The organism is uncultured Methanobrevibacter sp., from assembly GCF_902769175.1.
Classification (GTDB): domain Archaea; phylum Methanobacteriota; class Methanobacteria; order Methanobacteriales; family Methanobacteriaceae; genus Methanobrevibacter.
This window is the reverse complement of sequence record NZ_CACXNW010000048.1, coordinates 1-14,275: the sequence shown is the minus strand read 5'-3', so window position 1 is coordinate 14,275 and position 14,275 is coordinate 1. Positions and strand designations below refer to the sequence as shown.

13 protein-coding genes are annotated in these 14,275 nt (G+C 29.1%); 12 read left to right on the top strand and 1 reads right to left on the bottom strand.

The window, feature by feature from the left end:
* From QZV12_RS13005 to QZV12_RS12970, 8 genes are all read left to right on the top strand, one after another.
* Positions 1 to 1,222: 4Fe-4S binding protein (locus tag QZV12_RS13005; RefSeq protein WP_295622522.1), on the top strand; the 1,222-nt coding region annotated here is incomplete at its 5' end.
* A 342-nt stretch (positions 1,223 to 1,564) separates the two neighbouring features.
* The gene (locus QZV12_RS13000; protein ID WP_295622519.1) at positions 1,565 to 3,460 is read left to right on the top strand and encodes a hypothetical protein; all 1,896 of its coding nucleotides are present in this window, start codon (positions 1,565 to 1,567) and stop codon (positions 3,458 to 3,460) included.
* 54 nt (positions 3,461 to 3,514) lie between these two features.
* The gene (locus tag QZV12_RS12995; RefSeq protein ID WP_295622517.1) at positions 3,515 to 4,462 is read left to right on the top strand and encodes a carboxypeptidase-like regulatory domain-containing protein; all 948 of its coding nucleotides are present in this window, start codon (positions 3,515 to 3,517) and stop codon (positions 4,460 to 4,462) included.
* A 91-nt stretch (positions 4,463 to 4,553) separates the two neighbouring features.
* The gene (locus QZV12_RS12990) at positions 4,554 to 4,745 is read left to right on the top strand and encodes a hypothetical protein (protein ID WP_295622516.1); all 192 of its coding nucleotides are present in this window, start codon (positions 4,554 to 4,556) and stop codon (positions 4,743 to 4,745) included.
* A gap of 282 nt (positions 4,746 to 5,027) precedes the next feature.
* The gene (locus QZV12_RS12985; RefSeq protein WP_295622514.1) at positions 5,028 to 6,275 is read left to right on the top strand and encodes a dihydroorotase family protein; all 1,248 of its coding nucleotides are present in this window, start codon (positions 5,028 to 5,030) and stop codon (positions 6,273 to 6,275) included.
* 580 nt (positions 6,276 to 6,855) lie between these two features.
* Complete coding sequence (locus QZV12_RS12980) at positions 6,856 to 7,035, top strand: hypothetical protein (RefSeq protein WP_295622512.1); 180 nt, start codon at positions 6,856 to 6,858, stop codon at positions 7,033 to 7,035.
* Between the two features lie 78 nt (positions 7,036 to 7,113).
* Positions 7,114 to 8,256, top strand: coding sequence for a nucleotidyltransferase family protein (locus QZV12_RS12975; protein WP_295622524.1), 1,143 nt, complete (start codon positions 7,114 to 7,116; stop codon positions 8,254 to 8,256).
* Between the two features lie 337 nt (positions 8,257 to 8,593).
* A complete protein-coding gene (locus QZV12_RS12970; RefSeq protein ID WP_295622510.1) occupies positions 8,594 to 9,328 on the top strand; it encodes a peptidylprolyl isomerase in 735 nt (244 codons plus the stop codon).
* 542 nt (positions 9,329 to 9,870) lie between these two features.
* Here QZV12_RS12970 and QZV12_RS12965 read toward each other — a convergent pair.
* Complete coding sequence (locus QZV12_RS12965) at positions 9,871 to 11,055, bottom strand: hypothetical protein (protein WP_295622508.1); 1,185 nt, start codon at positions 11,053 to 11,055, stop codon at positions 9,871 to 9,873.
* 849 nt (positions 11,056 to 11,904) lie between these two features.
* Between QZV12_RS12965 and QZV12_RS12960 the strand changes: the two genes are divergently transcribed.
* The 4 genes from QZV12_RS12960 to QZV12_RS12945 form a co-directional block, all read left to right on the top strand.
* A complete protein-coding gene (locus tag QZV12_RS12960; RefSeq protein WP_295622506.1) occupies positions 11,905 to 12,198 on the top strand; it encodes a hypothetical protein in 294 nt (97 codons plus the stop codon).
* A gap of 176 nt (positions 12,199 to 12,374) precedes the next feature.
* On the top strand, positions 12,375 to 12,836 hold the full coding sequence (locus tag QZV12_RS12955; protein ID WP_295622504.1) for a hypothetical protein: 462 nt from the start codon (positions 12,375 to 12,377) through the stop codon (positions 12,834 to 12,836).
* Between the two features lie 8 nt (positions 12,837 to 12,844).
* Positions 12,845 to 13,045 carry a hypothetical protein gene (locus tag QZV12_RS12950; RefSeq protein ID WP_295622503.1) on the top strand — a complete coding sequence of 67 codons (201 nt, stop codon included), beginning with the start codon at positions 12,845 to 12,847 and terminating at the stop codon, positions 13,043 to 13,045.
* A 170-nt stretch (positions 13,046 to 13,215) separates the two neighbouring features.
* Positions 13,216 to 14,275, top strand: a 1,060-nt coding sequence (locus QZV12_RS12945; RefSeq protein WP_295622502.1) for a hypothetical protein, incomplete at its 3' end; no start/stop codon positions are given.

Sequence of the window (14,275 nt, the reverse complement as noted above, 5' to 3'; positions counted from 1 at the left end):
CAATGAAAATAGCTGTATTAAATGTGGAGCATGTGAAGGCGTTTGTCCTACAGCAGCTATTGAAGTAGGCGATCACATCGTTTACTGTGATACTTGTAATGAAGAACCTAAATGTGCAGAAGCATGTCCTAAAGGTGCTTTACAAGTCGACGAAATAGCTATTGATGAAGAAGGAAACACTCAAGTTAGATTAATCTTTAACAAAACCAAATGTGATGAATGTGGAGATTGTGTAGACGCATGTCCTACTAAAACTCTCAAATTAGATGCAGAAGATTCTCAACTCTTAAAAGGATTCTGTGTAATGTGCCAAAAATGTGTAGACATTTGTCCTGTAGACGTTATCGGAGTTCCTGGAGTTAAAGAACCTGCAAGCAGAGTTGTTGAACCAGAAGGACGTGTATACATTGAAGATTGTAAAGGATGTGGCGTATGTGTAGCTGAATGTCCTGTAGATGCAATCACCTTATCTGCTTACGGTGAACCTATCGAAGTAGATGAAGACAAATGTATCCAATGTGGAGTATGTTCACAATCCTGTCCATGGAACGCAATTTTCATCGCTGGAAATGCAAACCCTGCAAAACGTACTAAAGACATGAAATCATTCACTTTAGACGCTGATGCATGTATCGGTTGTAATTCCTGTGTTGACATTTGTCCTGGAAAATTCATTACTCCTAAATCTGACTTGACTGTAGCTCTTCCTGAAGCTTGTGCTGCATGTGGTCTTTGTGTAAATGTATGTCCTGTAGATGCAATTGACTTAGATGTTGAATATGGAGCATCTAAATTCAGTGCTTCTGAAGGTATTTGTTGGGATGAAGAAAAATGTCTCTTTGATGGAGGCTGTGCTTTAAAATGTCCTACTGAAGCTATAAAAGTAGTTACTAAAAGAGGAATGGAAGTACCTTCCCGTCAAAAAGATATGGGCGAACAATCTTTCACCATGTGTGTAAGATGTGGTGCTTGTGCAAATGTATGTCCTAACGATGCATTGAAATTAGACTATGTAGACAAAGAAATTGATGGTGAAGTAGTATCTAGAGATAGAATCATCTACAACCCATCTAAATGTGATGAATGTGGAGAATGTATTGACGCATGTCCATATGATATGTTACACAAAGCATACAGAGTTAACTTACCTATTGCTGGATTCTGTACTCTCTGTGAGCAATGTCTCGAAAAATGTACTCCTGAATCCTTAACTTTAAAATAGATAAGTTAAAAACACAAAACAAAATAAAAGCCTGAATTCAGGTATAAGGCACTAGGCATGGGGTCAAGTGCCTTTTTTTATTTACTTTACTTTTTTTTAATTATTTTTCCCACTATTTTTTATTCTTTTAAAAAATTTTTTATTTTTGCACGATTTTGTTTTATATTTTATACAAAAATTATAATAATTTAAATATAATGTTTAATAAAATATGATTTAGAAATTATAATAATTTAAATATAATGTTTAATAAAATTTGATTTAGAAATTTTAATAATTTCGTTATAAGGGTTAATAGTGAAGGGAATGAAGTTAACAAATAAATTTTTTATTTTTTTAGTATTGATATTAATATTTTCTATTTCTTCAGTTGGTGCAAGTGAAAATGATCTTGCTCATGGTGATGATTTGAATTATGGTTCTAGCAATATGAATACTGTTCTTTCTGAAGAAAACAGTAATCTTTTAGATAATGGTATTTTAATTGAAGAGCCTAGTCTAACTGATTTAAAAGATATTATTGAAGATTCTAGTTTTACAGATTTAGAAAATGTTATTTCAAATTCTGTTGAAGAGGAATTAATTTTAGAGAATAATTATTCATTTGAAGAAAGCAAAGATATTGCTTCAGGAGTAAAAATAAACAGATCCATTACCATAGATGGTAAAGGCCATACAATAAATGGTTTAAATGAGTCACGTTTATTAATCGTTTCTGATGCAAATCTTAATTTAAAAAACATTATTTTCATTAATGGGTTTACCAATGAATATGGTGCAGGAATTCATTTGAATAATTCTAATCTAACTTTGACAAATTGTACTTTTAGTTTTAATTGTGCTAATCTAGGAGGTAGTGCAATTTATTCTTCTTATTCAACAGTCAATTTAACTGACTGTACCTTTTCATTTAATGGAGTTGAGGATTTATATGTTTTAGGGGGAGCATTTCACGCTCTAGAGTCTAATGTCACTATAGATAATTCAAGCTTCTTTAACAATAGTGCTGATGAAGGAGGAGCATTATACCTATTTAATTCATCATTAAGCTTATATGATAGCAATTTTTATAATAATCTTGCTAGGTGGTATGGAGGATCCCTCTGGGCAGAAGCAGAGGTAAGGATAAATGGTTCTCAATTCTACAACAATAAAGCAGGATATAAAGGCGGTGCATTTCATTCTTCATATTCATATGACGGCAATAGTTTAGCCTTAATTAACAATTTCTATATTTTTAATAATGTTGCTGAATATGGGGCTGCAATTTCTAGTTCCAATGCAAATTTTATTAAAATTTATAATAGTGAAATCTATGGCAATAATGCTTCTTATGGTGCTGTAATTTCAAGATTAAGTCGTCAGGGCATGGAAATATGTGATTCAAAAATTTACAATAACTCTGCTAAGAATGGGACTGTTTTATATTCCCTTACTGGAGGAGCAACTCTATTTAAAAATAATATTATTGAAAACAATATTGGTGAAACAGGAACTGTTTATTATATAGTTAGTGGACGTGTTGATAATGTTACACGAAACTATAAATTTAACTTTTTAAATTGTTCCATTAAAAACAATAATATGATTAAAGGATTATTCTATTCCTATTTTGATTATTTGCTTATAAATGATTCTACCATAACTTATGATGATGCTTGCTACAATGATACTGTAGTTTATGTTATGGAAATAGGCAATTTTTTCAATAACAATAATTGGTGGGGTGTGGAAAATCCTAATTTTGATGTTTTGGTTTATATAGGCAAGCCCTCTGATTCTGCTAATAATCTTCAGGATTCCATAGGAATTGAGGATAGTTCTAATGAATGCTGCTCCAGTGTTATACAAATAGATAATGAATCTTTTCCATTCACATTTAGAGTAGATTCATCTAGTCAACTTTGTGTTATGATTGATAATCATGATGGGAATGTTCTTCAGTACAAAGGGGATGAAACATTTTTCTGGCATGCTTTTTTCAGCGAAAATGGATGGGCATTTGGTAATGGTGGTCGTGATAATCCTTATGTTAGCGAAAGATTAGAAGCTTTTGCTAAGATTATGATTAATGAGAATCGGATTATTGAAGAATTCATTAATTTGGCTTGTGATTTAAAGGAAAGTGTAGGATATGGACATTTCTTGGTCAAATCACCAAATGGAACTTATGCCTTTGCAGATTATTTTTCGACTGTAGGTAGGACAATTGGCAATGGCACATTAAATCCTGGATAGTATATAATTCGTCCTAATAGTTATGAATATTTTAAAATAGGATATCTTTCCGATTTGAATCTAAGCGAAAAATTAGAAAATATGTCCCATTACACTATAGATATTGATTTGAATAATGTTACTGATGTACATTTTTATGTTTTTGCATCAAGATATTTGGCAGCTATGGACCAATATGCAAAACCTCTAAGAAATTGTGATTTCACATATTATTCCTATGTAAATATTACTGAAGGTCTTAAAAGCAGATATATGGATATTTATACTGCCAATGATGATGGTTCAATAGCTTTCCCAGGTTATAATGAAGCCACTATATCTAAAGATGTATTGATTAATGGAAAATATGTTTTTTATGAGAACATACCTATCATAATGGATGGAATCTATCTTGGAAGATTTAATATTTCAGATATGCCAATCCCAATCAAAACTAAATTGATTGCTTCTAATGTGAATACGACTTATAAAAGTGGCAAGTATTTAACCGTAAAATTAACCACTGCCAATGGTAAGGCTTTAAAAGGTCAGAACGTGTCTATTAAGATAGCAGGCAATGTTTACACTAAAAAAACAAATGATGATGGTATAGCTAAATTAGCTATTAACTTAAATCCAGGTAGTTATGCAGTTGCCATATCTTTTAATGGGTTTAATGGGTCTCAAGAATATCTCCCATCATCAACCAATATAAAAGTTGTTGTAAAAAAAGCTAATCTTAAGTTAACCTCATATAATAAGGCTTTTAAGGTAAAAACTAAAGTTAAAAGTTATACTGTCACCTTAAAGACTACAGATGGTGTCTTGATGAAAAATGTTAAGCTTTACTTAAAGTTAGGTGGAAAGACTTTCACTGCTAAAACAAATAGCAAAGGTAAGGCAACATTTAAAATGAGTAAGTTTTATAAAAATGGTACTTTTACTGCTAAAATCCAATTTAAAGGTAATAACCTTTACAATTCAGTATCCCTATCTAAAAAAAATCACTGTAAAAAAAGATAAGGTTAAGCTGATTGCTAAAAATAAGAAGTTTAAGAGGAGAACTAAGGTTAAAAAGTATGTTGTCACCTTAAAGAACAATAAGGGTGCTTTGATGAAAAATGTTAAGCTTTACTTGAAATTTGGTGGAAAGACTTTCACTGCTAAAACAAATAGCAAAGGTAAGGCAACATTTAAAATACGTAAATTTTATAAAAAAGGCAAAATGACAGCTATTGTTAAATATAATGGTAATAAGTACTATTATTCTGCATCAATTTCCAAAAAGATTACTATTAAGTCCTAGAAACTTGTTTTTTTCATAGGTGTTTAAATTTTTACCTATTTACTTTTTATCTATTTGCTTCTATCTATTTGCTTTTTATATTTTTATTTTCTCTTTCCTTTTTCTCATTCTAATAATTTGAATTATTTTATTTTTTTTAATCTTTTTTTTTTTTAACATGATTTCTTAAATGATTCCCAATATGATAAAATAAATTTATAAAATATTAAATTAAAAATAAGTATAAGAACTATTTTTTCATTGGCTGATGAATATATTATTACTCTTATGATTGGTGAATTTATGTTTGATTTGGTATTAAAAAACTTGAAGCTTGTAGGAGAATCTGATGAATTTTATATAGCTATTGAAGATGGTAAAATAGCCAAGATATCAAAAACTCCGCTAAAATCTGATAAAGAAATAGACATTAATGGACAATTTGTATTGCCTGGACTAATTGATCCTCATGTTCATTTCAGAGATCCTGGACTGACATATAAAGAAGATTTTAAGACAGGTTCCCAGGCTGCAGCCCATGGTGGTTTCACATTTGTTATGGATATGCCAAACACAGTACCAAAAACCAATACATATAATGCATTTAAAGATAAATTGGAAATGGCTAAGAATAAGTCTGTTGTTAATTTTGGACTTCATGCAGGTTACTCCACACTTGATGAAATGGAAAGGATTCTTGAGTTGAATCCTATGTCATTTAAAGTCTTTATGGATTTGGAAACAGATGAGGATTTGGACAAGATTTTCAAGGACATATCAAATCTAAGTAAAAAATCAATCATAACTGTTCATTGTGAAAAAAGGAATATTGTCCAAGAGTCTACCAATAGCCTATCTGATGAGACTGAAGCCATTGCATATAGTTATGGCCGTCCAGCAGAATCAGAGGATCAATCTGTCGCTCAAGCTATTGAACTTTCTAAAAAATATGGGAATGATTTGCACATTTGTCATTTAAGCACTAAAAATGCTATGAATATGGCAATAGAAAATAATGTCACTTTTGAATTCACCCCTCATCATTTGCTATATGACAATAATGCATTCAACGAGTTTGGAACACTTATAAAAACCAATCCTCCTTTAAGGGAAAATGGAAAAAATGTTTCTATAAGTGATTTGAATGAAAACTCTATAATCGGTACTGACCATGCTCCTCATAGCTTAGAGGAAAAGGCCAAAGGAGTTTGGGATTCTTCTCCAGGAATTCCTTCTTTAGAGACAGTTTTGTCATTGTTGCTAACTGAAGTGAATAAAAACAACTTGGATTTAAATTTGATTCCTAAAATCTTTTCAGAAAATGTTGCAAAAAGATTCAATCTAAGCAATAAAGGATTTATTAAAGAAGGATTCGATGCAGATTTAGTTGTCATTGATTTAAACAAGGAAGGAGTCTTTGATATAGAAAAGTTCTATACCAAAGCCGAATATTCTCCATTTGATGGATTGGAATATAAGGGAAAAGCCACTATGACAATAGTGAATGGTGAAGTAATTATGGAAAATGATGAACTGATGTATAGATGTTGATGGCAGAATATGTTGTTTTTCATATATGGTAAATTTTATTTAACTATCTAATCAATATTTGTAACGGTTGTTGAATTAATTTTATTTTAATTAATCATTATTTCAATTATATTGTGTAGATTTTCTTTTCTACTTTTTCTTTATTTTTTAAGACTAATTATAATCTTCTATTTTTTTATTTTTTCATTATTTTGTCAAAAAGTCATGAATTTTATAATTTTTTTGCTTTTTCCTTATTTTTTTCAAAATATCATAATTATTTTACTTTTCCTTATTTTTCATTATCTTTTTATTTTTTTTTTTTTTTTAGATTTTCAATTTTTTATTTTGGATTAATTTTTTCCTTCAAATTATTTTTGTTTGCATTTTTTGATTTTTTATTAAATGTAAAATAATTGTTCTAATCTTAAATCAATTATTGTTATTAAGTCTTATTTTCTAATTTTAAAGCTTTATAGAAAATCTTTTTATTTATAAAAACTATATATTATAGTAATTCCAATAAAACTTGATTTAATCTTGTTTTTTTATAAATAGTTATATATAGTAAATATTTTTTAAAATTTAAAGTTGTGATTATATGGTATCTGATGAAAGTGATGAAAAAAGAGTTACAATTGTAATCAATAGGAATTTAGATTACAAGTTTAGAAAAATGGCCTCTCAAAAGTTTCGATTTGAACCGAAATGGTACAGTAAAGCTATGGAAGAAGCAGTTAATTTGTGGATAGAAGATAATATTGATGAGGATTTTGAATAGTTTTATCTTGAAGATTTGGTCTTAAGAATTTTAAATAGTTTTATAAATTTTAAAATTATATTATATATTATGCCTTCAATCGATTTTATTAAAGATATTCAAAGGGAAGATAGGAAAACATTTTTCAATGATTTTGAAAAATCACAAAAGTCCTCTGATTTAAAGTGGGATAATGAATCAAAAGTATCTGAAGATAAATCAAGACCTTTGATTGCAGATTTTACAGAGTATTCTCCACTTCATAATGGGCATTTTCATTGCATGAAAACAGCTAAGGCTAAGGTTCCTTATGGTTTGTTTGTAGCAGTTGTTCCTGGATTATTTGAAAGAAGCGGTCGAGGATTGCCTTATATTTTACATAGAAGAACCCGAGCAGAGATAGCTATTGCTGTAGGTGCAGATATTGTTGTTGAAGGTCCCCCTATGGGAATTATGGGATCTGGACAGTATTCCCTATGTTTGACAAAAATGTTTCAAGCATTAAACACTGATTTTATTCCAAGAGGATACAGGCCCTTTGATGGATATGAAAAGATTTTAGAAAGGATTTCCTTAGGTCATGGAGTCGCTCCAAAGCCTTATCGGATTGTAGATATGGACACTAAAGAAGTGATTTACAATGGAAAATTGGAAGAGGACAATTATGTGATTGTATCATTTTCCAAATCATTAAAGAAAATCGGTTTTGATTTTAAGGATAAGTTCATCTTCGTTCCACGTATTGAAGGTGTTAGCGGAACTTTGATTCGTAAGGCATGTTCGCAAAATAATTTAGAGTCTGTCAAGTCAATGTTGCCAAGTGAAACAGCTAGGATTTTGGAAAGGGAAATTAATGAAGACAGGGCTCCATTGCATGATTTAAGAGATGAGGAAACTATAATCGACTCAGCTAACAATTTGTCTTATGATGAATTGCTTAAATTAAATTTCTTCAATGAAAAATTAGCAAATGAATTGATCAGTAAGCGTGATGAAAAGCCATTTGAATCACTGTCTGAAATTGAAGAGTCTATATTTTATGGATTTAGCAGTCATTTTAAAAATAGGGTTTTAAGCATTTTGGAAACAAGGGTTAATGCTGATGTCATTTCAGAATATATTAATAATTATCCAAGCACTGTACGTGTTTTAAATTATAAAAATGAAGATGTCTTAGATGAATTTAAGGAAAAAGTCTTATGCAATGAAAAAAGATTTGTAAATGATATTGTAATTTCTTAAGTTATTCATTTAATAAAGTTCTAATTGATTTTTTCCTTTTTAAATTTTTTATAGCTATCCCATATTGCATCACTATTTTTTTAATAAATATTGTTCTATTATTAGTAAATGTTATATAATATATTTAATAAAAATATATGATGAATATTTGATTAATTTTAAAAACTAATTTTTGATTAATTAAATTTTTCATTATTGATATTAAATTATTTAATTTACTATTCAATTTTATATTAATTGCATTTTTTGCGTAATTATTCATTTATGAAAGAGATATTTGTTATTATATTTAAAATGTAATTAAGTTATCAAATAAATTATTATAGGAGAATTATTTATGGCAATAAAAGAAGGAGATTTTGTAAGATTAAATTTCACTGGTAAAATAAAAGAAACTGATGAAGTATTTGATACTACTTCCGAAGATATCGCAGAAGAAGCAGGTATCTTAGTAGAAAATAAAATTTACGGTCCAATTCCAATCATTGTTGGAGGAAATCATTTATTAAAAGCTATTGATGAAGCTATTATCGGTTCAGATGCTGGAGAATCTGTACATGTATCTGTAACTCCTGAAAACGGTTTTGGTGAAAGAAACCCTAATATGATTCAATTAATTCCTATGAAAGAATTCAAAAAACAAGGAATGACTCCTGTTAGAGGTATGAAAATTACCGCTGATAATGGTACTGGAAAAATCATCTCTGTAAATGGTGGAAGAGTTAAAGTAGACTTCAACCATGAATTAGCAGGTAAAAACTTAGAATATGATGTTTCAGTTGTAGAAGTTATTGAAGATGATGAAGAAAAAATCAAAAGTATGATTGAGTTACACTACTCCTACCCTAACATGGACTTAGACAAAACTGAAATCAAAATCGATGGTGACAAAGTAAGCATCAAATTAGATGAAATCACCAGATTCGATCAAAAATCATACATGGATGTAACTTTTGCAAGATTCAGAATTTCCAAAGACATTTGGGACAACATGGATTATGAAAAAGTTGAATTCCTAGATGAATTTGAGAAAAAAGTAGAAGAACCTGCTGAAGAAGAAGCAGAAGAATAATTATTTTAATTCTTCTTTTACTTTTAACTTTTTTTTATTTTTTTATTAGCTATTTTTTATTTAACTATTTTTATTAGCTATTTTTTATTTAACTATTTTTATTATTTCTACTATTTTGGCTATTTTTACTATTTTACACTAATTTTTATATATCACTTTTCACTACTATTATTTTGCACGATTTTTGAATATTTTTTAATTTTATTCTTTTTGCTATTTTTAGAGCTTTTTAATATTTTTTAAAATTTCAGTTATTCTTCTTTTCAGATCTTAAAAATAGTATTTATAAAAAATATTGTATAAATTAATCTCTTTTGTAAAAATCAGTTAAATTAGTGTAATCAAGACAAAATACATTAAAATTAGAATAAATCATAAATTAGTTTACAATTAAGAATAATTCAGTAAATATTACAAAAAAAGAAAATAGTTAAGAGCAATGCTCATAAGAAAAAAAGATTTTAATCAAACTTAAGGTCAAAAACTTAAGTTTGGAAGTGTTAATAAAAAAGATAAAGAAAAATAATTTTCTCTATTTAAATTTAATTTAATAAATTGTTGACAAATTCACCAGGATTTTGGAATAATCCCATAAGTGCTTCAACGAATCCTGCGTAATCTCCACTTAATCTAAATAAGTATACAACATATAAGATAAGTGCTATAATCAAAATGATTAAGATTACTGCAAGTACGATGTCAGTTATGGTGAATCCTTCGTCTTCTTCTATTTCATCTGGGAATCTGTGCATTTCTTGTATGTTTTCTAATTCGTCATAGTCACGTTTAGGTTTTCTGGATTTTCTAAAGCGACCTCTTTTCTTGCTTTCTTGTTCCATTTCATAATTTCTTTCGATTCTTCTTTTTAAATCTTCATAACTTTCAGCATCTCTTCTGCTTCTGCTATGGGATGGAACAATATACTCTTCATCATAATCTTCTTCTCTAGGGTTGATGTAGTATTCTCCTCTGTCTTCAGGTCTTGGACGTCTTTGTCTTCTAGGCCTTTGTTGATATTCATCATATTCTGGTCTTGGACGTCTTCTCCTTCTGCCTTGTGGTGCTCTGGATCTAGGAGGGACCTCTTCTACTTCATCTAAAAGCTCTTGAGGAACTACACTTTCCTCTTCGTCATAATATAAATCTTCTAAATATCTTTCATATTTTGCTTCAAGCTCATTGCTTGGAGTTTTAGAAGGAATTGGTTCTTCATAATAGTAATCTTCATCAATATCTTCAGTATGGATTGGTTCGACAGGAGCTTGTTTCTTAGCAGCTTCTTTTTTAACTTTTCTTTGATGTTCCCTATATTCCGGTTCAGGTTCTGGGATTGGTTCAGGGTTTTCATAGTAACTGTCTTCAGCTCCTCCTTCGTCATAGGTTTCAACATATTCTGTTTCATATTCATAATCTGTTTCAAAGTTTTCAGGAGCTTTTTCAATAGGTTTCACTACTTCTCTTTCTTCTGCTTGAATTGGAGTTATTGTTTCAACCGGTTCAATGACATCTATAGGCTCTTCTACAGGTTCTTTAGCTATAGCTTGTTTTGGTGCCTCTTTAGTCTCTTGGGCTTGCTTTTCAACTGCACTTTTTGCAATGATCTCATTAAGGCAATCCTTACAATAAATGCTTCCACCAATTTCCACACAACAATCTTGGCAAACCGCTTTTCCACAAACTGAACAATTTGCCACAGCTTCTCTATCTGGGTGATTATTACATTCCATATTAACACTTCATTAAAATTGTAAATAAATAAAAATTATTTTGAAATAATATTCAAATTTATTGATATTTTTATTCAGGACAATAAAAATATTTGAAATTATATTTTAATTTGATATTTTTATTCAGGACAATAAAAATATAAAATTAATATTGTTATATATTTATAATTTTAATTATTATTAAATTTATCTTTTAATTTTTAATTTTTGTTTATTTTTTTATTTTCATCATCAAAATATTATTTTTATATTTACCTTAGTAAAATTCTTTATTTAGTTTAATTAACTATAATTTACTTTAAAATCTTTTTTTATTTCTTGATTTCGCATCTATTTATGTTAATTCATTGGTGTTTCAATTTTTTTTTATTTTCTCGATTTATATTCATTAATGTTTAACCAATTAAATTTTAATTCTTTTTTTCTTAATTGTCCTTAATTTTATCTTAATTTTTTATTTAATGTGCAAGTAACCACTTGCTTGCTAAAATTTATTTATATGTTCCTTTTAAAAAATAATATTATCTAATGTTATGGGGAAATTTTTGAAAAATTTAAGTATCAACTTGTATTATACTTGACATATTGCTATTTTATTTATCTTCTTTAATGCTGTTTATTAAATCAAGGGCATAATGGCACACATATAAATGACAATAAATAAGTGATTTTAAAGATGTGAATGACAGTATTAAATTTAATGATAGTAATATTTTTAAGTTGATAGTACATGTGAAAAGATAATTGATTTTGTCTATTATCTTGTTCTTATTATATGGGAGGTGAAAAGATAATGAATCCCACTCATTATCTTTTCATCTCTTAATAATATTTTTTTGAGATGATATAATGAATAATTTAGGCATAAAAGTACTTAGTGTATTTATTGTATTGCTATTTTGCTTATCTCCTTTAGGCGCTATTGATTTTAATCAGGGGGATAATGCTACTAATATAAACAATAACACGGCTACAATAAAAGATGTAAATGACACTATCAAAGTCAATGATAGTGATATGGAAATAAAAAGCGTTAATGATACTGTTGTTGATTCAGATAATGATAAAAATAATATTAATGTAAAAATATATCTTCAAATGATACCAATTCAAGCAAAAATCTTGGTTGGGATCCTGGTTTAAAAGTACAGATTAGTGATTGCGATTATGGTCAAAAACCAGTTTTAAAAATTTGGTGTACTGATGATGATTTCGTACAGTCCTATTTTGATATTACAATAACCAGTCCTAACTATTCTAAGAAATTTACAAAGTATATTTATAAAAGTGGTGAATTTAAACTTGATGATGAAGATTTATTGCCTGATACATACACTGTCACTGTCGAATTTAAGGGATGTCCATATGGACGAAGTAGTTATGATGAAAATTTGAAGGTTACTAAAAAATTCACTATTCGAAAGCTTAAGGTTAATTTAAAGGCAGAGATTGATGATATTGAGTTAGGTCAAAGTCCCGTAATGCATGTCGTTTCTGAAGAGGGATTGACAGGCAATATCACAATAGTTTCTAACTTTTCTGATGAAGTATATCCGTTTGATGCTGGTCTCCACAGTTCCTTTTCAGTTAATTTTAATATAAAGCCAGCTCCAGGTAATTATTATTGTTTAGTAAGCTATTCCGGTGATAGGACTCATGATTTCACATTACATTCCTATTCCTTCAACGTAAACAAGCATGATCCTAATTTTCCGTACAAGCTGATGATATTGTTGAAGGAGATAAGGGCCGTGTCAAATTCCATGTTGATAGGTCACTAAACTGTAGTGTGAACTATACAGTGCTGCAGGTGCATTCATCATTAAAGCTAGGCACTACACATGCTGTTAGGTTGGTTAATGGTCAAGCCTATGCTGTTTTAGACAATAATTTAGGTCCTGGAAGGTATTTTGTCTCTGCTGATTGTGAAGGTGATGATAAATACAAAGAAGCTCATGCTTCCACACAATTTAAAATAAACCCTGCATAATCTAGCATCAATGGTTTGTGAAGATATTTTGTTATAGGATAAGGATTACAATCTATTATCTTTATTAAATTTAATAATTATTTATTAGTTCTATTAAGGGATGAAAAGATAATGAATCCCACTTATTATCTTTTCATCTTTAAAATAATGTTTTATTTTAAGGTGATTATATGAAGAATTTAGGAATAAAATTGATTAGTGTATTTATTGTATTGCTGTTTTGCTTATCTCCTTTAGGGGCTATTGATTTAGATCAAGGAAATAATGCCACTCATGTAAATAATACTAACAACACGGATAAAATAAATGAAAATGACACTTTCAAAGTCAATGATAGTATTGATAAAATCAATTTGAATAATGAAACTGATGATTTAAAGAATGATGTTAAATGTAAAAATCTATCTTCAAATGATACTAATTCAAGCAAAAATCTAAAAGGTTATGACCTAGGATTTAGAGCAGAAATAGCTGATTGCACTTATGGTCAAAGTCCTGTTTTGAAAATTTGGTGTACTAATAAGTATTTCTCACATGCTGATTTTGATATTTCAGTTACTGGCAATGGCTATTCTAATGAAACTACTGTGTGTCTTTGGGGAAGTTATAATGAAGTTAAGCTTAGCGATGGTTTGGCTCCTGGAAGATATACTGTCACTGTAAAATTTGTTGATGAATATGGTTATTTTAATAATAAAACAATTACTCATTTTATCACTGTAGAAAAGCTTAGCCCGATGATAAAAGCAGAAGTTAAAGATGTTGAGTTAGGCAAAAATCCGGTTTTAAAAGTTACTTGCGATAAGGGATTGAAAGGTAATTTTACCATTAGTTCTAACTTTTCTGATGAAAACTTTCGAGTTGATGCTTCACATGATTCCTTTTCATATGTGTTTGATAAAGAGTTGGCTCCAGGTAATTATTATTGTTTTGTAAGTTATTCTGGGGATGATATTCATGCAACAACATTGCGGTTCTGTTTCTTCAAAGTTTACAAGCATGATCCTAATTTTTCAGTGCAAGCTGATGATATTGTTGAAGGAGATAAGATTATTGTCAAATTCCATGCTAATAAGTCACTAAACTGTAATGCGAACTATACAGTGTTGGCAGCGCCTTCAACAAGTTCAAATTCATCATTAAAGCTAGGCACTACACATGCTGTTAGGTTGGTTAATGGTCAAGCCTATGCTGTTTTAGACAATAATTTAGGTCCTGGAAGGTATTTTG